This is a genomic window from Vibrio sp. QJM3NY_27, from assembly GCF_057785955.1.
In genome coordinates, this window is record NZ_CM173511.1 from 1,146,371 (window position 1) to 1,164,566 (window position 18,196).

The 18,196-nt window shown below is 44.7% G+C and carries 18 protein-coding genes; 10 read left to right on the forward strand and 8 right to left on the reverse strand.

All coding sequences use genetic code 11. From position 1 onward, the window contains the following. The first annotated feature begins 66 nt into the window (after nucleotides 1-66). Nucleotides 67-504 (forward strand): c-type cytochrome, encoded by a 438-nt coding sequence (locus tag AC3CIA_RS05245; RefSeq protein WP_428785440.1) that lies wholly within the window; start codon nucleotides 67-69, stop codon nucleotides 502-504. Nucleotides 505-634: 130 nt separating this feature from the next. Here AC3CIA_RS05245 and AC3CIA_RS05250 read toward each other — a convergent pair whose 3' ends face one another. The 4 genes from AC3CIA_RS05250 to AC3CIA_RS05265 form a co-directional block, all read right to left on the reverse strand. Then, nucleotides 635-1,129 carry a peptidylprolyl isomerase gene (locus tag AC3CIA_RS05250; protein WP_488518647.1) on the reverse strand — a complete coding sequence of 165 codons (495 nt, stop codon included), beginning with the start codon at nucleotides 1,127-1,129 and terminating at the stop codon, nucleotides 635-637. A 203-nt stretch (nucleotides 1,130-1,332) separates the two neighbouring features. After that, nucleotides 1,333-1,932 carry a thiol:disulfide interchange protein DsbA/DsbL gene (locus AC3CIA_RS05255; protein WP_488518648.1) on the reverse strand — a complete coding sequence of 200 codons (600 nt, stop codon included), beginning with the start codon at nucleotides 1,930-1,932 and terminating at the stop codon, nucleotides 1,333-1,335. Nucleotides 1,933-2,021: 89 nt separating this feature from the next. Then, on the reverse strand, nucleotides 2,022-2,396 hold the full coding sequence (locus AC3CIA_RS05260; protein WP_171307804.1) for a hypothetical protein: 375 nt from the start codon (nucleotides 2,394-2,396) through the stop codon (nucleotides 2,022-2,024). Between the two features lie 102 nt (nucleotides 2,397-2,498). Beyond that, nucleotides 2,499-3,107, reverse strand: a complete 609-nt coding sequence (locus tag AC3CIA_RS05265) for a TetR/AcrR family transcriptional regulator (RefSeq protein ID WP_237290714.1) — start codon at nucleotides 3,105-3,107, stop codon at nucleotides 2,499-2,501. A 197-nt stretch (nucleotides 3,108-3,304) separates the two neighbouring features. On the opposite strand from AC3CIA_RS05265, the gene AC3CIA_RS05270 reads away from it, so the two are divergent. Continuing rightward, complete coding sequence (locus tag AC3CIA_RS05270) at nucleotides 3,305-4,261, forward strand: glycosyl transferase family protein (protein ID WP_488518649.1); 957 nt, start codon at nucleotides 3,305-3,307, stop codon at nucleotides 4,259-4,261. Nucleotides 4,262-4,360: 99 nt separating this feature from the next. Here AC3CIA_RS05270 and AC3CIA_RS05275 read toward each other — a convergent pair whose 3' ends face one another. Together AC3CIA_RS05275 and AC3CIA_RS05280 are read right to left on the reverse strand one after the other, a co-directional pair. Then, nucleotides 4,361-4,657: a hypothetical protein gene (locus tag AC3CIA_RS05275; protein WP_488518650.1), complete on the reverse strand. Its 297-nt coding sequence runs from the start codon at nucleotides 4,655-4,657 to the stop codon at nucleotides 4,361-4,363. Nucleotides 4,658-4,841: 184 nt separating this feature from the next. Then, complete coding sequence (locus AC3CIA_RS05280) at nucleotides 4,842-5,075, reverse strand: hypothetical protein (RefSeq protein ID WP_004736278.1); 234 nt, start codon at nucleotides 5,073-5,075, stop codon at nucleotides 4,842-4,844. Between the two features lie 283 nt (nucleotides 5,076-5,358). Between AC3CIA_RS05280 and AC3CIA_RS05285 the strand changes: the two genes are divergently transcribed. From AC3CIA_RS05285 to udp, 4 genes are all read left to right on the forward strand, one after another. After that, nucleotides 5,359-5,775, forward strand: coding sequence for a CBS domain-containing protein (locus AC3CIA_RS05285; RefSeq protein WP_054546682.1), 417 nt, complete (start codon nucleotides 5,359-5,361; stop codon nucleotides 5,773-5,775). A gap of 186 nt (nucleotides 5,776-5,961) precedes the next feature. After that, entirely contained in the window at nucleotides 5,962-7,425 is a 1,464-nt protein-coding gene (locus AC3CIA_RS05290; protein ID WP_017086104.1) for an MATE family efflux transporter, read from the forward strand. Between the two features lie 174 nt (nucleotides 7,426-7,599). Then, complete coding sequence (locus AC3CIA_RS05295; RefSeq protein WP_488518651.1) at nucleotides 7,600-9,948, forward strand: zinc/cadmium/mercury/lead-transporting ATPase; 2,349 nt, start codon at nucleotides 7,600-7,602, stop codon at nucleotides 9,946-9,948. 285 nt (nucleotides 9,949-10,233) lie between these two features. Beyond that, nucleotides 10,234-10,992, forward strand: coding sequence for a uridine phosphorylase (udp, locus tag AC3CIA_RS05300; protein WP_004736272.1), 759 nt, complete (start codon nucleotides 10,234-10,236; stop codon nucleotides 10,990-10,992). A gap of 241 nt (nucleotides 10,993-11,233) precedes the next feature. On the opposite strand, the gene AC3CIA_RS05305 is transcribed toward udp, so the two are convergent. Together AC3CIA_RS05305 and AC3CIA_RS05310 are read right to left on the reverse strand one after the other, a co-directional pair. Then, nucleotides 11,234-12,400, reverse strand: a complete 1,167-nt coding sequence (locus tag AC3CIA_RS05305) for a DUF1887 family protein (protein ID WP_004736271.1) — start codon at nucleotides 12,398-12,400, stop codon at nucleotides 11,234-11,236. A gap of 197 nt (nucleotides 12,401-12,597) precedes the next feature. Then, the gene (locus AC3CIA_RS05310; protein WP_488518652.1) at nucleotides 12,598-14,589 is read right to left on the reverse strand and encodes a methyl-accepting chemotaxis protein; all 1,992 of its coding nucleotides are present in this window, start codon (nucleotides 14,587-14,589) and stop codon (nucleotides 12,598-12,600) included. A gap of 277 nt (nucleotides 14,590-14,866) precedes the next feature. Between AC3CIA_RS05310 and hinT the strand changes: the two genes are divergently transcribed. The 4 genes from hinT (at nucleotide 14,867) to lpoB (ending at nucleotide 18,155) form a co-directional block, all read left to right on the forward strand. Next, on the forward strand, nucleotides 14,867-15,217 hold the full coding sequence (gene hinT, locus AC3CIA_RS05315; RefSeq protein WP_004736268.1) for a purine nucleoside phosphoramidase: 351 nt from the start codon (nucleotides 14,867-14,869) through the stop codon (nucleotides 15,215-15,217). Nucleotides 15,218-15,703: 486 nt separating this feature from the next. After that, a complete protein-coding gene (locus tag AC3CIA_RS05320; protein ID WP_054541057.1) occupies nucleotides 15,704-17,095 on the forward strand; it encodes a COG3014 family protein in 1,392 nt (463 codons plus the stop codon). Then, nucleotides 17,095-17,478 carry a YcfL family putative periplasmic lipoprotein gene (locus AC3CIA_RS05325; protein WP_017060222.1) on the forward strand — a complete coding sequence of 128 codons (384 nt, stop codon included), beginning with the start codon at nucleotides 17,095-17,097 and terminating at the stop codon, nucleotides 17,476-17,478. Before AC3CIA_RS05320 ends, AC3CIA_RS05325 begins: the two co-directional genes overlap by 1 nt. An 86-nt stretch (nucleotides 17,479-17,564) precedes the next feature. Continuing rightward, nucleotides 17,565-18,155, forward strand: coding sequence for a penicillin-binding protein activator LpoB (lpoB, locus tag AC3CIA_RS05330; protein WP_256799357.1), 591 nt, complete (start codon nucleotides 17,565-17,567; stop codon nucleotides 18,153-18,155). Nucleotides 18,156-18,196 lie beyond the last annotated feature (41 nt).

Consider the following 18,196-nt stretch of genomic DNA (forward strand, 5'->3'; position numbering starts at 1 on the left):
AGTAATTAACGACGAAATCATTCAGTCAATTAACCACTCAATCAATTAATCACTAGGAATGACATTATGAAAAAATTCACTATCGCTCTAATCATCGCACTGCCTACGATTGCTCTACCTATGATCTCTATCGCCGCAGCGGATGCTGTAAATAATCGTCAGCAAGCTTTCAGTTCTATTGAAGAGGTTACTAAACAAGTTGATTCAGAATTGAATAACAGTGATGTGGATTGGCTGAAAGTGGGTGAGCTAAGTGAAATGTTGGTGGAACATGGAACCGTATTGAATGTGAGTTTTGCTGAAGGTGATACTGGAGGTAAGGCAAAAAAGGAGATTTGGAGCAAGCCTGAGAAATTTAACCAACTGATGTTGCAGATGAACCAAGGCTTTTCAGAGCTTTATCAAGCGAGTGTTGAGCAAGATTTGTCGAGCGCAGAACAAGGGTTAGATTCTGTGAACAATACTTGTAAAGGATGTCACCGTACTTACCGCTCTCGTTGGTAACGGTTCTAACAACGAGCTTTGAATACAGGTGGTAAAGTCGAACCCTTACCACCATAGCTCTATCGCGCTGCCTTCTTTTCTTTGTGCAATTAATTCGAATGCACTAGGGGCAGGAAAGCGCGTGAGTGAATTAGTCGCGAACAGTGACTTTAGTAATCACGATGTCTTCACACGGCACATCTTCATGTCCCCAGCGAGTGGTGGTTGGTGCAAGCGCAATCTTGTTTACCACATCCATGCCTGCTGATACCTTACCAAACACAGCGTAGCCCCAACCTGAGTTGCTGGTTGCTGTATGATCAAGGAAATCATTGTCGTTAAGGTTGATAAAGAACTGCGCCGTTGCTGAATGGGGTGCGTCAGTGCGAGCCATTGCGAGAGATCCAATCACGTTCTTTAAGCCGCGGTTAGCTTCATTCACAATAGGTGCACGAGTTGGCTTTTCTGTCATGTCGATAGTGTGTCCACCACCTTGAATCATGAAACCTTCAATAACACGGTGAAATGTTGTGCCTTCGTAGAAGCCATCTTGGCAGTATTTAAGGAAGTTTTTCGACGTTACCGGCGCTTTTTCAAGGTTCAGTTCAATTTCAATGTCGCCAAAGTTTGTGGTCAGAATGATCATAAAGGTCCCAATATTTGAGTGCTAATATTTTGAATGCTACAGCACAGTGGATAGCTTAATTGAGTGCAGTATATGAAAAAATCTGGAGGATGCCAGTTAACAATACTTCCCAAGCAGATTTACGGGAATGGTGAGTGACTAGGGAGACTTCATATATAAGAAAGCCAGCGATGAAATCACTGGCTTTGAGATGAAAAACGGACTTAGAGCGTTAGCAGGTAATTCACTAGTTGGTTGTACTCTTCGTAGCTCTTGATTTGATCCGGTTTCACGATGTATTTGTTGTTAACCAGAACTCCAGGAACACCTGTTAGTGTGCTTTGATCAAACTCTTTATCGAAACGTTTTTGCATCGAGTTCACTGCAAAGCCGTTGTATGCCGCATCAAACTTCTTCGCATCGATACCGTTATCAATGAAAACTTCACGCAGTTCTGCTTCATTTTTTGGTGTTTGTTGCTTCTCATGGATCTGAGCAAACATGGCAGGAACCATGCTTTCTTCAGCGTCTAGAGCAATCATGGTCGCGTAAGCCTTCGCCATTGGTACTGCCATGTTGTTACCCATAAAAGCGACGTGCACTTTTTCGAAGCTTGCTGACTTTGGCAAGTCTGCTTTTAGGTACTTAATGACCCCTTCAAACTTGTAACAATGCGGGCAGTAGAAAGAGAAAAATTCGGTAACGACAGGCTTGTCGGCCTTTGCTACATCAAGGATTTTGTAGTGCGTGCCTTCTTCAAATTGTGCGGCGTTTACTGAAGCGCTCAAGAGTAGAGCGGCAAAGAGGCTAAATAGTTTTTTCATGTGTTCATTTCCTAAATTCGGATGTCATTTGATACAGCAAAAATGCTGTTATAAGTTGGTGGCAGATATTGCCAAACAGGGACAAACGATTAGGAAATAGGGGGGCGGTATGGCGCCTGTGGTGAAACAATCGCTTTGTGCGAAGGCTCTTTTTCTATCAGTGCCAGTGATTCAATCTGCGGTTCGAAAGATTCAGAAACGATAAGTGGTGGCATTTTCAGTAGACAGACCGATCCACAGCAGTGGTGCTCAACGTTGGGTTGTACGCTGGAAAAAGGTGTTGGGGTGCTCTCTACAGAACTGATGTTAGAAGCAGAGAAAGAGAAGCTATTGGCAGAAGTTGATTGAGCTTGGGGGGCTTGCAGAGCATTGCTGCTCGCGATGCTGTCCACACTAATGGTGGCCATTAGCATAGCGAAGAGCATGAAAGCGTGTACCCAAATTTTGTTAATCAACTTTGGCATGAATTCTTAGTCTTGGTAAACGAGTGAAGCGGGCGAATCATACCTCACTCGTTTGTGCATCTCTAATCAAAACCAATAAAACTTAGCCGAGCTCAACTTTTATTACGCTTGATACTGTTTCAGGAACATCTCGACACTGGATTGGATGATCACCTGTTTGTGTTCCGCATCCGGTGACGGCGCATGACCAATGATTTGTGGCCAAAATGCAAAAGACTTTAACAGTGCAATAAATTGGGTAGATGCAAATAGAGGGTCTAGTTCAATTAAGCGGTCATCTGCCTGTGCTGCTTTAATCCAGGTTGTGAGTCCACTTTCTGCTTGGGAATATTTCTCCATAGCTTGATGCGCCAGTTCGGCGTTATGGAAATACTCTGAGAACAGCACGCGAGATAAATCGATAAAGCCTTCTGATTCTAAAAGCTCTAGTTCTTGATTAGCAATCGAAGCGAGCTGATCATTAAGAGGCAGTTCTGCTTGATAAGGGAAATGCGTCGCGGCGAGAGTCTTGCTCCAAATACTGTCTAGAATCTCATCTAAAAGCAGTTCTTTGCTGGCAAAGTGGTTGTATACAGTGCGCTTTGATACTTCCGCGCGGCTCGATATTTTATCCATGCTGGTGGCCTTGTAGCCGTGCTCAGTAAACTCTGCGATAGCAGCAGCAACGATCGATTCACGTTTTCTTTGGCTCAGCGTTTTTTTTACAGTCATTTGGATGTTACTCAATAGGTCGCAGTTAGCATTGCATACGATAATTTTACACCAGTAAGTTTACTTTTAGAACACCAATCCACGTATTGGTAATTAGGTCGATAGCAACTGAATCGCTTTGCAATGCACTGTGGGTATCATAGAATCGAAAGCGTATTCGAATTTTATTGATATCAACGGAAGAGAATAAACAATCAATGAGTAGTATTTTAGAGTGTATTCGTACAGTTGGACGAGGAGAAAGAGGGCGTAAGCCTTTATCGTTCGAACAAGCCTACCGCATCATGGATGAGTATTTAAGCGGAGAGGTCGGTGACGACCAAATGGCTATGCTACTGATGTTGATTCGTGTGCAGAATGAAACCAATGAAGAGATCGCAGGCTTTGTAAAAGCCTTTCAATCTCGAGTACCAGACTTAGGCGCTGATATTGACTGGCCGTGCTACGCAGGTAAGCGTAACGATACTGCCAGTGGTAAGCCTTGGAACTTGCTGGCGGCAAAAATCTTAGCTGATAATGGCTATAAAGTCTTAATGCATGGCTATATGGATAAGCCAAGTGGTCGCACACACGTCGAGACTCACTTGCATCTTGTTGGTGTTCGCAGTGCTGCCGACCCACAAGACGCAAAGCAGATCCTAGAAGCGGATGGCATTGCTTACTTACCTTTAGCGAACTTCGCTCCTGAAGCTCAAACTATGATCGGTTGGAAACACCGCTACGGACTGAGAACACCGATCAACACGGTAGTTCGAGCATTGAACCCAGGTGGTGGCCGTTTGGGTTTACGTGGAAGTTTTCACCCGGGCTTTCCTCAGTTACACGCTGAAGTTGAGCATGTCATTGGTAATAAATCCCACTCGGTGATTTCATTTAAAGGCATGAATGGCGAATCAGAATACAACCCTAAAGTGAGTCAAACTGTGTGGATGAGTTCTCCTGAGAAGGTGGAATCTTTCTACTGGGAAGGCACGATGAATGTTGAACTGCCTCTGCCTTCTGAATGTGTGCTGGGTACACCGGAAGATGAGATGGAGTTGATGGCGAACAGTGTTGTGGACAGTATGACTGCGATTTTATTCGCAGAAACGCACGATAAAACTGAGGCATACCAGAAAGCGGTGCGTCTGTGGCATGAGTATTGTGCGCGTTAGATGATGGTTTTTAATCAATGAGAGAAGGTCAGCGAGTGCTGGCCTTTTTTGTGCTTGATTTCTAGCAAAGGGCTTTCGTGAATGATCAAACAATAAGAGTTACTTTACTCGCATCAATCGATGCATCGTGTCTTCAAATTGAATCTCAATGACTTGTGAGATTTTCATCTTCTCTACTCGTTCAAGCATTGCTGTTTGATAGGCTCGTTTCTTCATCCACTCTAACGGTTCTTTAAAGCCATCTTCATTTATCACAAAGGACTGATCGGTGATGGAGTCTTCAAAGATATGAACCACCCAAATGCGCGATTGGAAATCTAACAATTCGCTAAAGTAGTTTTTTAGCTTAGGTATAAAGTGAGATAGAACAGTGTGAGGGGAACGAAGCGAAGTCATAGTGAACCGTTTGGACAATGAAAAGCGGTGCGACGGATGTTTCCAATTCGAGCGCTTATCGGTTAAAGCAGGTAATCATCGTCAATGTGATTACCTACTCAAGAACTTGCCACAAAATACGGTATTCATGTGTCGTTGACAATGCTTGTTGAGCTTGTCAGTCAAGACATGTGCGATGAGTCTGCTATTTAACGAACAAGCCGAAGTCGATTTCTTGCTCTCTTTGGTATTTGACCAGCTTTACTTTCAAATTGTGTTTTGCCGCCAGATCAATCGCTAAGCTAGACATGTGTTTTATCTCATCGACGCAGCTAGAGATAAGCGGCTTTTCTTGGTTATCGACAGTGGCGATGAGGGTATTTTCTGTACCATCGACACCGGAATAAATGTACGCGTACATACTGTTGTTGTGTTGCATAAACGGCCTAATTGTCACGATATAATTATTTATGGTGTGAAGAGTACAAGGTTTATTCATTCAAGCCAGTGTCATAAAGTAAGGCTTTGTAAGGACTCTATTTTTTATTTTTTTGCTCGCGTAAAAATGCTCACAAGCCTTTTGTGACCTTGTTTTCTCGCCTTGGTAGGTTTTACCTATCAATAAAATTGTTGAAATCCATTTAGTAAAATCAAGATTTTAGACAACAATTAGGTTAACAAGATAGAAAAAGACATGACGAAAAGTATTTAGGGAGAACGAAATGCATTCAATAAAAGTGAAAGATTACATGACGCCGCAGGTTGTGACATTCACTCCTGACATGCCGTTAAGTCTCGCGTTAGATAGAGTAATGAGCAGCCATCACATGGGCGGTCCAGTAATTGATGATAATGAGCAAGTTATTGGTTTCCTTTCTGAGCAAGATTTATTAGAAAAATTGGTGAAGGTGAGCTATTTCTGCCAAGACACACACATTGTGGGTGATTGCATGTACCAAGAGGTGCTGTCGGTATCACCAGACTTATCCATCATTGAATTGGCAGATATGATGCAAGTGGGTAAACCCAAAGCTTATCCAGTGCTCGATAACAAAAAGCTAGTGGGTATGATCACCAGAACCGATGTTTTGAGAGCAATTGGCAAGAACTTGGAAGAATGCTTCAAACATCAGGTATAGTAGCGTGTTAAGAACGATTATTTTTCTCAATACCTTCAATTGAAAAAAGGCGCACTAGCGCCTTTTTTCTGTATAGAGCTTTTCTTGGTAGATCCTTTCTTTGTGGCTCCCTAGCTTGTGGAACGCTAGTTTTGGGTCACTAGTTTAGAGAGCTTGCTTGTGGGTGTCCCAGCTTTTGGAGGTTTCATGTCAAATCAAACGGCAAAGTTTGTAGAAGGTTCAACGATGCGCCACATATTGGTGATGTCGGGGGCTGGCTCAGTCGGTTTGATGGCGTTATTCGTGGTCGATTTACTCGATATGTTGTTCATCAGTATGTTGGGACAAGTCGAATTGGCCGCTGCGGTGGGTTTTGCAGGCACGCTGACTTTTTTCTCTACCTCCGTTTCGATCGGTACTTCCATTGCTATGGGCGCGTTAGTTTCCAAAGCGATCGGTTCAAAGAATCAGGAACACGCTCGAAACCTCGCCACCAGTATTATGCTGACCGCTTTTGTCATCAGTTTGACGATTACCGCGGTGATGTTTGCTTATATCCCAGAACTGTTAGCCGCTATAGGGGCAAAAGGGGTTGCCGCAGAGCGTGCTCAAGCTTACCTACAGATTTTGCTACCAAGTGGTCCCTTTTTGGCGTTGGCGATGGCAGCGGGTGCGGGCTTAAGAGCGGCAGGTGATGCCAAACGTTCGATGTGGGCGACCTTGTCAGGCGGTATCGTTAATGCGATTTTGGACCCCCTGTTTATTTTTGGCTTTGGCTGGAATATAGAAGGGGCGGCTATTGCTTCTGTTTTTGCCCGTTTTTCGGTGCTTCTCTTCTCGCTGTATCCTCTGATTCGTAGTCATCACTTGGTTGCACCTCCTTCACTGGTGCAGTGGCGCATTAATATTCGCCCTATATTGGCCATTGCGCTTCCCGCCATTATCACTAACACCGCAACACCTATCGGTAATGCGATTGTGACAACGGGTATCGCACAATACGGCGAGGATTTTGTCGCGGGCTTTGCCGTGATTGGTCGTCTAACGCCGGTTTGCTTTGCGGTTATTTTTGCCTTGTCCGGCGCTGTAGGCCCAATCATTGGGCAAAACTTTGGTGCAGAACGAATGGACAGAGTAAAAGAAACACTCAACAACTCATTGTTGGTTACTACGGCATACACCATCGCCGTCTGTATCCTGTTGTACTTTGTTCAAGATTATGTGATCCAAGGCTTTAGCCTGCAAGGTGATGCAGCAATTATTGTTGCGGCATTTTGTACTTATGTCGCCTTAACTTTTACTTTTAATGGCGCGCTGTTTGTTGCGAATACTTCTTTCAATAACCTGGGTAAACCGCTTTACTCGACAGCACTGAATCTGGGTAAAGCCACTCTCGGTACATTGCCGTTCGTCTACTTAGGCTCGCAATGGTATGGCGCATTGGGTGTGTTGTATGGGCAAGCCTTGGGTAATGTTTTGTTCGGAATACTTGGTACCTTGGTGCTTCGCTATCATATTGCCGAGCTTATGCAAGGTTCCCAAGTTGACCCTGTAGAAGACGATGTGTCGATAGTGAGCTTGAATACACAGCCGTTTTGTTCACACGATGCGGTTCTTATTGATGATGTATCTGCGAACAGAGAAGAGTGTAAAGAGTTCAAGTCGCAATAACACCGGCATTCCAATATGAGGTTGGTCGGTTTGCAAATTTCTTCTTGGCCTTGGACAATTTCTTCTTGACCTTGGAGTTACCTCCAAGGTTTATACTTTTGATGAACTTAAGGTTTGGTTGCTGTGACTAGCCGGCAACAACCTCAAGGCTTTTGAGTATTAAGGAGATACATTATGTGCGCAAAACATGCAGCGTGCCGCTCAACAAAAGTGGACGTTCAACCTCAAGCGGCAGGAGCAAGCTGTTCCAGCCCTAAAATTTCCAGCATCACGGCAGCGGGTACTTCATCATGCTGTAGTTCTACGACGGCTTCTGCATCAGCAGATGATTGTTGTGGTTCAGACAGTGGAGAAGAAGACCGGCTGCCCTTAACTGAGTCTCTCAACGCCCAATTTTCCAAAAGTTGGCTGGTTGCCGGAATGGACTGCCCAGCTTGTGCAAGAAAAATAGAAAACGCGATCAGTAATATTGACGGTGTTATTCAAGCGAAGGTTCTTTTTGCTACCGAAAAACTGGTTGTTAAATTCGATAATGAAAGTCTTGCCGACACCATTGAACAGGTCTCTATCAAAACGGGTTTCCCTCTTTCGGAAGTCGGTTCTAAGAAAGAAAAACAACAACCTGAGACTTTTTGGCAAGCGTACATCCAACCTAATTTTCAGATTATCGCGATTGCAGCGGCAATGCTGTTCGCTGCGCTTCTGAAAAGTACATATCCTGAATTAAGTGAAGGCTTATTCACCGCAACCTGTCTACTCGGATTATATCCGGTTGCTAAGAAAGCGGTTCAGTTGGCACGTTCAGGTACACCTTTCGCAATAGAAACTCTAATGAGTGTTGCCGCGCTGGGTGCCTTGTATCTGGGCGAAACCGCGGAAGCGGCGATGGTTTTACTGTTGTTTTTGATTGGTGAGCGCTTAGAAGCGTTTGCTTCATCAAGAGCAAGAAGTGGCGTTCAAGCGCTAATGGCATTGGTACCAGAAAACGCGACTAAGATTATCAACGGCGAGCGTGTCGAAGTTGCAGTCAGTGAACTGGTTCCCGGTGATGTGATTGAAGTGGCGGCGGGCTCTCGTTTACCTGCTGATGGCAAACTGATTACCGACGCAGCAAGCTTTGATGAAAGTGCGTTAACCGGTGAATCTGTTCCTGTTGAACATATCGAAGGCAATAGCATCATGGCTGGCGCTGTGGTGGTCGATAAAGTGGTGCGTATTACCATCACTTCAAAACAGGGTGAGAACGCGATCGACCGTATTCTTCACCTGATTGAAGAAGCAGAATCTCGCAAAGCGCCACTCGAGCGATTCCTCGATAAGTTCAGTCGCTGGTATACACCGTTAATGATGTTGGTTGCTCTTTTAGTCATCATCACACCACCATTGCTGTTCGCCCAGCCGTGGGAAACGTGGGTCTATCGTGGTTTAGCGCTATTGTTGATTGCTTGTCCGTGTGCGTTGGTTATCTCGACTCCAGCCGCGATTACGTCTGGTTTGGCAGCAGCAGCGAAACGTGGTGCGCTAATTAAAGGCGGCGCAGCACTGGAGCAGCTTGGTAAAATTCAAACTATTGCCTTCGATAAGACGGGCACACTGACTGAAGGTAAGCCTCAGGTTACGGACATTCAGCCTCTATCGGGTTGGCAACAAGATGCGATGCTTCGTGTGGTTGGAGCAATTGAAGTGGGTTCTACTCACCCATTGGCGCAGTCGCTAGTTGCTAAAGTGAAAGAACTGAATATTGAGATTCCTGAATCACACAACAAGACCGCGCTGATCGGTAGTGGTGTTGAAGGCGATGTCGACGGAATTAAGTATCAGGTTCTATCGCCTTCTAAGGTGACGTTCGATCTTGGTGCCGATGTTGTTTCTCAGGTTGAGGCATTAGAAGGCGAGGGCAAGACGGTTGTGGTTGCTCTTGAGCTTAAAGATCAAGAAGAATCAACCGAGCAAGCTGCGACGGTGATTGGTCTGATTGCTTGGCAAGACACGTTACGTAGTGACGCTAAGCTTGCGATTGAACGACTCAATGACTTGGGAATTCAATCTATCATGCTGACTGGGGATAACCCGCGAAGCGCGGCAGCGATCAGCAGCAAGATTGGTATGCAGTATAAAGCAAGCCTATTGCCAAGCGATAAGGTGTCTTACGTTGAACAGTTATCTCAGCAGTCACACGTCGCCATGGTGGGCGATGGCATCAACGATGCGCCGGCTATGAAAACCGCTAATGTGGGTATAGCAATGGGCGGTGGCACAGATGTGGCGTTGGAAACGGCTGACTCAGCTCTGACTCATAATCGCTTAACAGAACTCCCTGCGATGATTGAACTGTCGCAAGCGACCATGAATAACATCCGTCAAAACGTCGCACTTGCACTCGGTTTGAAAGGCGTGTTCTTGGTGACAAGCTTACTGGGTATTACCGGTTTATGGGTGGCAGTCTTAGCGGATAGTGGCGCAACAGCTTTGGTGACACTCAACGCTCTGCGTTTGCTTCGATTCAAATCAAAAGCGGATTAAGCACTTCTCGCTAATATTCACTATTTTGATGCAAATAAACGCCTTTAGTCTTAATAAGCTAAAGGCGTTTTTTGTCTCATTAGTATGCAACGTAGGCGTATGGATTGCTTATTTTTGTGATGCCAATCGGTTTTTCGTGAAACTTGAAATCTTGTTGCGATCATTGGTGTGACGCTCGTCACTTCATTTTGTAATGAGCTTGGTTAGAGTGTGTTCGTACCCCACGAATTTACTATGAGCTTAAATAAGGGTTAACAAAGCCCAATAAGCCAAAAGGAGCGAACTATGTCTCAAGCTGTTTTCCATTTAGGTGTTACTGAAGCAGATCTTAACGGTGCTACTCTTGCGATCATTCCTGGTGATCCTGCTCGTGTGCAAAAAATTGCCGAAGAGATGGAGAATCCTGTATTTCTTGCTAGTCACCGTGAATACACGCTTTACCGCGCAGAGCTAGACGGCAAGCCAGTTGTTGTATGTTCAACAGGTATCGGTGGTCCATCTACTTCTATCGCAGTTGAAGAGCTTGCTCAACTTGGTGTTCGCACTTTCCTTCGTGTTGGTACTACTGGTGCTATCCAACCACACGTAAACGTGGGTGACATGATTGTTTCTACAGGTTCTGTTCGTCTAGACGGCGCTAGCCTGCATTTTGCTCCAATGGAGTTCCCAGCAGTGGCTGACTTCGAAGTTGCAACAGCAATGAAAGCGGCAGTTGATGAATCAGGTGCAACAGTTCACATGGGCGTAACGGCTTCAAGTGATACGTTCTACCCAGGTCAAGAGCGTTACGACACGTTCTCTGGTCGCGTTGTTAAGCGTTTCCAAGGCTCTATGCAAGAATGGCAAGATATGGGCGTTCTAAACTTCGAAATGGAATCTGCAACGCTTCTAACTATGTGTGCAAGTTCTGGTCTTAAAGCGGGTTGTGTTGCTGGTGTAATCATCAACCGTACTCAAAAAGAGACGCCTGATCACGAAACACTAAAAGTAACAGAAGCTCGTTCAATCAAAGTGGTTGTAGAAGCTGCTCGTAAAATGCTTTAAGTTGTAAAAATACTTTTAGTCTTAAAGTGCTTTAAGTCTGTTTCCAAGATTTAAAAATGGCCGCATCGAATGATGCGGCCATTTTTTATGGGGCAAATAAATTAAAGATATAGAGAGTTGAAAGATGGAAATAGAGCGGAACAGATAAATGGCTGGAGAACAAAAAAGGCGAGTGACCTAATCGTCATTCGCCTTTTTAGATTTACTTAAGCGCGTTGAGCTCTCAAGAGTCTATTGGCTTTTAGCACTCTAAATCTTCATCACCACCGGCGGCGGTAAACCATGCCGCTAGGTGTGTTTTAAGATCTTTTAATTCGTCAGGGCCAATCAATGCAAGGCCAAGATCTTCTGCTCGTGTGATGTCGTTATGACGAAGAGGGCGGAAGCTCACTAACATTGCACGTGCTTGTAGGCCACCCAGAAGGTCTCTAAGCGATTCCAGTTTGTACAAGGTATCATCGCCATCATCACGCATACCTTTGGTCTTACACTCGATGATGTGCAGCTTATTGTTCACTACAGAAGCAACATCAAGCTCGTTACGTACCTCGCGCTCGCCGAGTTGACGATAAACTTGAACATTCAAAGAGCGATCTTGAATGGTCGGCATATCATCTTGGATCTGCTTAACTGTGCTATGAACCAATGTTTCAAGCCATTCGCCGTTTGAGAAGCGTCGTGCGTCTTCATTGGCAAACGTCAAAATACCATTGTCATAAGTGGCGATCTTAGCTTCAACCAAATCGCTCAACAGCATGTTTAGCTCGCGATAGCCTTGTTGTTTCTCAGACAACCCTACATCAAGCCTCTGTTCTTTACGGCAGGTCGTTGCAAGGTAGTTCAATGTAGCAAGGCCTGGGCCGAGTTCTAGTGCATTACTTGCCCAGCGTTCACCCAGTTCATAAAGCTTCTGATCAAGTTGCGGAGACAATTGTACATCGCTGAATTCACCGCGAGCGCCAAACACAGTCAGGTAGTCGTCGATAGTGATGCGGTCTTGAACTTGTGCATCTTCTTTACCATTCGGGTAAAGCCAGCACAGCTTGTCACTGTTTGGTTCAACAACAAAGATTGGCCAGTGGTAAGTACGAAATACTTCGTAGACAGAAAGTAGGCGGTGACGAAGGCCACAACTTGCGTTGAGTTTCACTTCTTCTCCACGAGCTTTGAGGTCTTCGGCAAGGTTTTGGATAGACTCTTTAATCGCGGACGTATTTACGAGGGTTGGGATCTCGAAAAATTCACTCGTAATGTCGCGTTTTTGCAAAACGCTGTCTAAGCGTTGGTAAATACTGACTTGATTCTTGTCACCGATGAACACGATGTGAGTGCTGATCGTTCGGTTATCGAGTAGTGGGGTGATCAAGCGAATGGGATCTTGATCGATAATGCCAACATGAACAGCCATATAAATTCCTTAATAGCGGCTCGCTCATAAAGGTGAAAGAAAAAACGGGAAGCAGCAAGCCTTAATAATCATATAATGACAAAGATCATAAAAAACAAGGGCAACCCTTGATAAAAGTTGCCCTTGTTCAAATAGTTATCACTATTGGGTAAGAAGTCCCAATATTCTCACTAAATATCTATCAATTTTTCAGCTATCTATAGCTTGAACTGATGAACCAAATCACCTTGCTGGTTTGCGAGAATTGTTAGGTTTTGGCTTGCTTCAGCAATTGAAGACATCGCTTGGTAACTCTTATCGGCGATATGGTTGATGTCTTCTATATTCCGCGCAATATCACCAGAAGTTTCACTCTGCTCAGCGGCTGCTTGAGAGATGTGTGTGCTCATGTGGCTGATCTCTAGAATCAAGGCTTGGATCTCTTCCATCGCACTGTTGGCACTTGAGGCTTGTTGAACCGACATGTCCATATCGCTCATACAACTTTCAATTACGTTGCTTGCTGTTTTCGAGCTTGATTGCAGGTTGCTGATCATGGTCTCGATTTCAGACGTTGATTGAGTGGTCTTCTGTGCTAGCACGCGTACTTCATCGGCAACCACTGCAAAACCACGACCTTGCTCACCGGCACGCGCCGCTTCGATTGCCGCGTTGAGTGCAAGTAGGTTGGTTTGTTCTGCAATACCACGGATCACGTCGAGGATTGAGCCAATCTGGCTACTCATCTGCTGCAACTCACCTACAGCACCAACAGATTCAGTAAGACGAACCTCAAGCTGGTTAATGGTACTGATGTTGGTGTTCATTATCTGACGACCAGACTCAGAAGCCGATTCTACTTGTTGAACCATGGTAAGTGAGCTTTGCGCGCTGTTCGCCACTTCTTGTACAGAATGAGACATTTCTGTCATTGCGGTCGCGACAGTTGCCGTTTGCTCACGTTGGCTGTTCAGTTGAGCTTGCGTCTCTGTAGAGGTTTTCTGGTTTACGCTTGCGGTCTTAGTTAAGTCATCTGAAGCGTCATTCAGTTTCACCAGAATATTGCGTAGGTTGTCGGCTAAGGTGTTGATGTGACGACTCACTCGGCTGAATTCGTTGTCATAACGAATATCGATTCGCTGAGTCATATCGCCTTCAGTTAGGCCTTCTAATGTACCTAGAATGCGAGTTAATGGCTCTCTTACGCTATGTGCAATATGGTAACCAATTGCTGCAGCGAATACGGTGACAACAATACCAATTGCAATCGCATTGAACAGGCCTTTGTCGTAGATGCTGCTTGCGTCTTCAAGTGAAGCGTTCAGTTGCTCTTCCGCAGTCACGTTGAATGAGTCTAAAACAGCCATGGCTTTGTCTATTTCTACGGCTAAGTTAGCAATGTTGATGTACAGAGCTTGTTTCGCTTTCAAGTAGTTGTTGTGCTTGTCCAACACACCGCCTTTTTGACCAACGTCTTTGGTGAATTTCTGAACCGATTCATCAAAGACATTTTTAAGTGCTGGCAGTTGTGTGGATAGGCCGCGATAAGCATAGTTAAGGTGAGTAACGGCCTTTTTGTTTTGATTAACGGCTTTTTGAACGAAGGCAACATCAGAACTAGCCAGCGCATCAGAGGTAATCACTTCAGCATCTTGAAGTTTAATGAAGTAGCTTTTTGCCATCACTTTTACAGAGATGCTTTTTTGGTCGGCAACGTACTCTTTCATGCCAACAGCTAACTCTGAATGTAAGCGTTGGAAATCGCGAGATGCTTTCTGTACTTGCTCTTGAGCTTCAAACATCGCGACGTAGTTGTTCATCGCTTCGTCAGCTTCAGCGAAGTAGCGTTCTTCCATTGCTCTTAATTGTGCAATGCGTTCAGTGAGCGAAACATTGTTTTGGCTTGCCGCTTCTAAACTTCCGAGAACTTCTGAAAACGAGTTTTCTGACGCAGCAAACTCAGTACGCATTGCAGACATGCGTTCAGCGTTTTGTGTGGTTAAGTAATCTTTGAATGATTTATCAGCAGAAAGCAATTGAACACTTGTTTGATTTGAAAGCGCGACAAGTGGTAGTGAGGTTTCTGAGACACTCTCAAAATTGCTGTGTATCTGATTCATGCTGTTCATCATGATGGTTATCGTGACTGCGAACATGATGATGATCAGTGCGAAACCAGCGTACATACGCTTGATCACAGATCCCTTCATGGCTTTCTCCCTAAATAAAAATGCAGACCTAATGTCAGGTCAAAGTAAAACTAACAAAATTATCAGCATTCTATTGAGCTCCGTTTACGCATTTTATGACGCACACGTCAAAAATAGCCCTCAGTTATAACCAACATGCCATTCTTGAGATCTAAGGCTCGTTTTCTTTGATTTGAACGGTGTTTTTTATTATGCTTTAAAGCAGATTTATTGTGGTTTGATGCGGCATAGCGCATACTCAAAGCATTAAAAAATAAATGTTTTATCGGAGAGAAACATGGCTGAAGAAACCATTTTTAGTAAGATCATCAATAAAGAAATCCCAGCAGATCTACTATACCAAGACGATTTAGTAACGGCATTTCGCGATATTAACCCTCGCGCGCCAAGCCATATCTTAATCATCCCAAACAAGCTGATTCCAACAACGAATGATGTTGAAGTAGAAGATGAAGCCATGATGGGACGCATGTTTACCGTGGCTCGCAAGTTAGCAAAAGAAGAAGGCATCGCAGAAGATGGCTACCGTCTTATTGTGAACTGCAATTCTCATGGCGGCCAAGAGGTTTACCATATTCACATGCATTTGGTTGGTGGCCGTCCACTTGGTCCGCTATTAATGAGCTAGTTTAAACGAACTCATTAGTGGCTTAATCCAAGTAGTTAGTTGGAAAATTTGTAGTTTGTATGCCAACTTTAAGTTCTATCTGTTGTCTGAATGTCGGCATCGCCTAGGCGGAAGCTAAATCAGTAGGGTTTCAACTGGCTTGAGATCCTTTTTACAACACGTTTCGTTTTGATAATGAGACTAGGGTCTGTTGATCTTTCGAGCTGATTTTTGCAGCACTTTGTGGGAGATTTCTACAAGGCAGAGGCTTTGAAGTGTAGCTAGCCTACATGAGAAGCTGATAACGCAGTAGAAATGAACCACAAAGACTGCCCGAAGAGTTCGGCTAGAATCGTTTTATGCTTTGTTAAGAAGTATTAACTTAGAATGACTAGGCTACATACTCCTTGCCGCGCCTAAAATGATTCTATCTCGAACAAAATTTAACCACGAAAGGTCAGCAGACCCTAACAAAGTTGGCATTTTAAACATGCACGGAGACGATAAGTGAAGCAACAGTTTAGATTCGCTTCCATTGCCCTGTTATCGGCGTTGACTGTGGGCTGTGCAAGTATGTCTGCAGGAAACCTGTTCAGTCATTACAGCGCGCAAAACAAAGAGATCTACCAAGCCGTTAAATCTGGAGATTATTCAGAGGCTCAACAAGAGCTACCAGATTACGCTGCGGGTGACATCCTTGATAACTTTGAAAGAGGCAGAATTAACCTTCTGGATCAGCAATACCCAGAGAGTAAGTCTTCGTTTGAAGTGGCGGATCAGGCGGTAACTGAGCAGCAAAGAAAAGCCGTGATCTCGATTTCAGACAGTGCAACCAGCGTGGGTGCGTTGGCGGTGAATGATAATATTACCGAGTATGTGCCAGCCGATTATGAGCTGGGGTTTCTTCATCTGTATCTCGGTTTAAATTATCTCAAGAAAAACGATTTAGAAGGTGCGGTGATCGAAATGCGTCGCGCCAACCAAGTTCAAGAACAAGCAAAGAAGCAACGTGAAGCTGAGTTAGACCGTGCAGCCAGCGATGCGAAGAAGCAGGGGTTGTCTGCCAATGTGGGGAGCATCCTTGCAAACTATCCTGATGCGGGTAAAAAGCTGCAGTCGGTACAGAATGCGTATTTGATGTTCTTGTCTGGGCTGCTTTATGAAGCTTCGAATGATTTAAACAGCGCATACGTTGACTATCGTCGTGCTTTGGCTGTTATGCCAGACAACCAAGAAATTATCGACAGAACGATGGCAACTGCCGCGCGTTTAGGGATGCGACAAGATTTAGCGACATTGGAAAAGCGTTACAAGCAATCATCTAAGCTTGGCGCAGGTGAAGGGCGAGTGATTGTTCTTCAAGAACAAAGCGCTGTACAAGCAATGGACAGTTGGCGATTAGATTTACCTGTTTATGACAGTCGCGATCAGGGCGCAATATACTCTCTGGCACTGCCCTATTATCCGAGCCAAAACGTGGAGCGTTTTTCTGCCTTGCGAATCAGCGGGCAACCGCTACAAGAACATTTGATCACTGACGTAAACGCGATGGCGCAGAACGATTTATCTGAACGTATGACGAGCATTGTTATCCGTCAGGCTTTACGTGTGGTAGCTAAAGACCGTATCCGTAAAGAAGCGACCAAAGGCAACGATGTCGGTAATATCTTGTTCAATGTGTGGAATACATTCACCGAACAACCAGACACTCGCAGTTGGCAATCTCTACCGGCTGAGATTAAGAGCAGCACGTTCGTAGCAAACAGCGGTCAATATACGCTAGAAGCGGGCGCTAAAACGTACGACTTTGATATCCGAGAAGGGCAGACCACTTTGGTGTGGATTTCTCGACAAGGTAACAATGCAACAATGTGGCATAAACAGCTAGGGAGGCTGTAATGAAAAAGTGGTTAGTGAGTTTAGCAGCGGTTATGGCTCTGGCTGGTTGTGCTGATAATACAGCTGGCGTAAGGGTCGATAGTCTGACTCAGAACGTTTTCTTTGGTGACAAGGTATTGGGCAGCCGTTTACAGGTTGAAGATATCCGTACCGATCTGGTCGACGGTCATACGCGCGGAATCGTTCGTTTAAACAGTAACTATAAAGGCGATCAACATATTCTTTATCGTTTTTACTGGTACGACGATGCCGGGCTTGAGGTTAACCTAAAGCAAGGCCCTTGGAAGCAAGCGATCGTTCGTGGTTTTGAAAGTATTTCGTTGTCGGAAGTGTCGGTAAACCCGAAAGCGACTCAGTTCAGAGTTCAGTTCCGAGAGCAGTAAGTTAGATAAAACGGATCTAATGATTCGCCAATACAAGAATTTAAGAGTGAGGGTAAACCCACTCAGTGATAAGTTGAGGAAACAAAATGAAAAAGAGTGTCGTTGCGCTACTAAGTTTAGCGGTTATTTTAGGCGGTTGTTCAAACAAGGTAAGCTACGGAGATGCACAAGCAGTAGAAACCACGACAATCGATTTCGGTTCAACTGACCTTCAAACGATTGCGGGTGAAATGGTCGATAGCATGATGGCGTCTGGTTCTGTGTCTTACATTACTCGTGAACAGCGTCCAATCGTGTTTGTAGAGCGAATCAAGAACAAAACAAGTGAGCACATCGATACTGAGTCAATCACTGACACTATCAGTACTAAGATGCTGAACTCTGGTAAGTTCCGTTTCGTTGATATGGACCGTGTAGAGTCTGTTCGTGACCAATTGAACTTCCAAAACAATGATGAGCTTGTAAACCAAAGCTCAGCAATTCAATTCGGTAAAATGGTCGGTGCTCAATACATGTTGTACGGCAACCTATCAAGCATCGTTAAGAAAGACGGTAGCGACGAAGACGTTTACTACAAAATGACGATGCGTCTAATGGATCTTGAGTCTGGCTTGATTGAATGGGCTGACGAGACTGAAATCCGTAAGCAACAATCTAAGAGCCTATTGGGCCTTTAATTTCGCTTACTTGCCAACTAAACGCAGCCAGTTTTGACAGC

What these genes read in the sequence shown, in the direction of transcription:
- AC3CIA_RS05245 (WP_428785440.1), top strand. Translation starts at nt 67, where the DNA reads ATGAAAAAATTCACTATCGCTCTAATCATCGCACTGCCTACGATTGCT.
- AC3CIA_RS05250 (WP_488518647.1), bottom strand. Translation starts at nt 1,129, where the DNA reads ATGATCATTCTGACCACAAACTTTGGCGACATTGAAATTGAACTGAAC.
- AC3CIA_RS05255 (WP_488518648.1), bottom strand. Translation starts at nt 1,932, where the DNA reads ATGAAAAAACTATTTAGCCTCTTTGCCGCTCTACTCTTGAGCGCTTCA.
- AC3CIA_RS05260 (WP_171307804.1), bottom strand. Translation starts at nt 2,396, where the DNA reads ATGCCAAAGTTGATTAACAAAATTTGGGTACACGCTTTCATGCTCTTC.
- AC3CIA_RS05265 (WP_237290714.1), bottom strand. Translation starts at nt 3,107, where the DNA reads ATGACTGTAAAAAAAACGCTGAGCCAAAGAAAACGTGAATCGATCGTT.
- AC3CIA_RS05270 (WP_488518649.1), top strand. Translation starts at nt 3,305, where the DNA reads ATGAGTAGTATTTTAGAGTGTATTCGTACAGTTGGACGAGGAGAAAGA.
- AC3CIA_RS05275 (WP_488518650.1), bottom strand. Translation starts at nt 4,657, where the DNA reads ATGACTTCGCTTCGTTCCCCTCACACTGTTCTATCTCACTTTATACCT.
- AC3CIA_RS05280 (WP_004736278.1), bottom strand. Translation starts at nt 5,075, where the DNA reads ATGCAACACAACAACAGTATGTACGCGTACATTTATTCCGGTGTCGAT.
- AC3CIA_RS05285 (WP_054546682.1), top strand. Translation starts at nt 5,359, where the DNA reads ATGCATTCAATAAAAGTGAAAGATTACATGACGCCGCAGGTTGTGACA.
- AC3CIA_RS05290 (WP_017086104.1), top strand. Translation starts at nt 5,962, where the DNA reads ATGTCAAATCAAACGGCAAAGTTTGTAGAAGGTTCAACGATGCGCCAC.
- AC3CIA_RS05295 (WP_488518651.1), top strand. Translation starts at nt 7,600, where the DNA reads ATGTGCGCAAAACATGCAGCGTGCCGCTCAACAAAAGTGGACGTTCAA.
- udp (WP_004736272.1), top strand. Translation starts at nt 10,234, where the DNA reads ATGTCTCAAGCTGTTTTCCATTTAGGTGTTACTGAAGCAGATCTTAAC.
- AC3CIA_RS05305 (WP_004736271.1), bottom strand. Translation starts at nt 12,400, where the DNA reads ATGGCTGTTCATGTTGGCATTATCGATCAAGATCCCATTCGCTTGATC.
- AC3CIA_RS05310 (WP_488518652.1), bottom strand. Translation starts at nt 14,589, where the DNA reads ATGAAGGGATCTGTGATCAAGCGTATGTACGCTGGTTTCGCACTGATC.
- hinT (WP_004736268.1), top strand. Translation starts at nt 14,867, where the DNA reads ATGGCTGAAGAAACCATTTTTAGTAAGATCATCAATAAAGAAATCCCA.
- AC3CIA_RS05325 (WP_017060222.1), top strand. Translation starts at nt 17,095, where the DNA reads ATGAAAAAGTGGTTAGTGAGTTTAGCAGCGGTTATGGCTCTGGCTGGT.
- lpoB (WP_256799357.1), top strand. Translation starts at nt 17,565, where the DNA reads ATGAAAAAGAGTGTCGTTGCGCTACTAAGTTTAGCGGTTATTTTAGGC.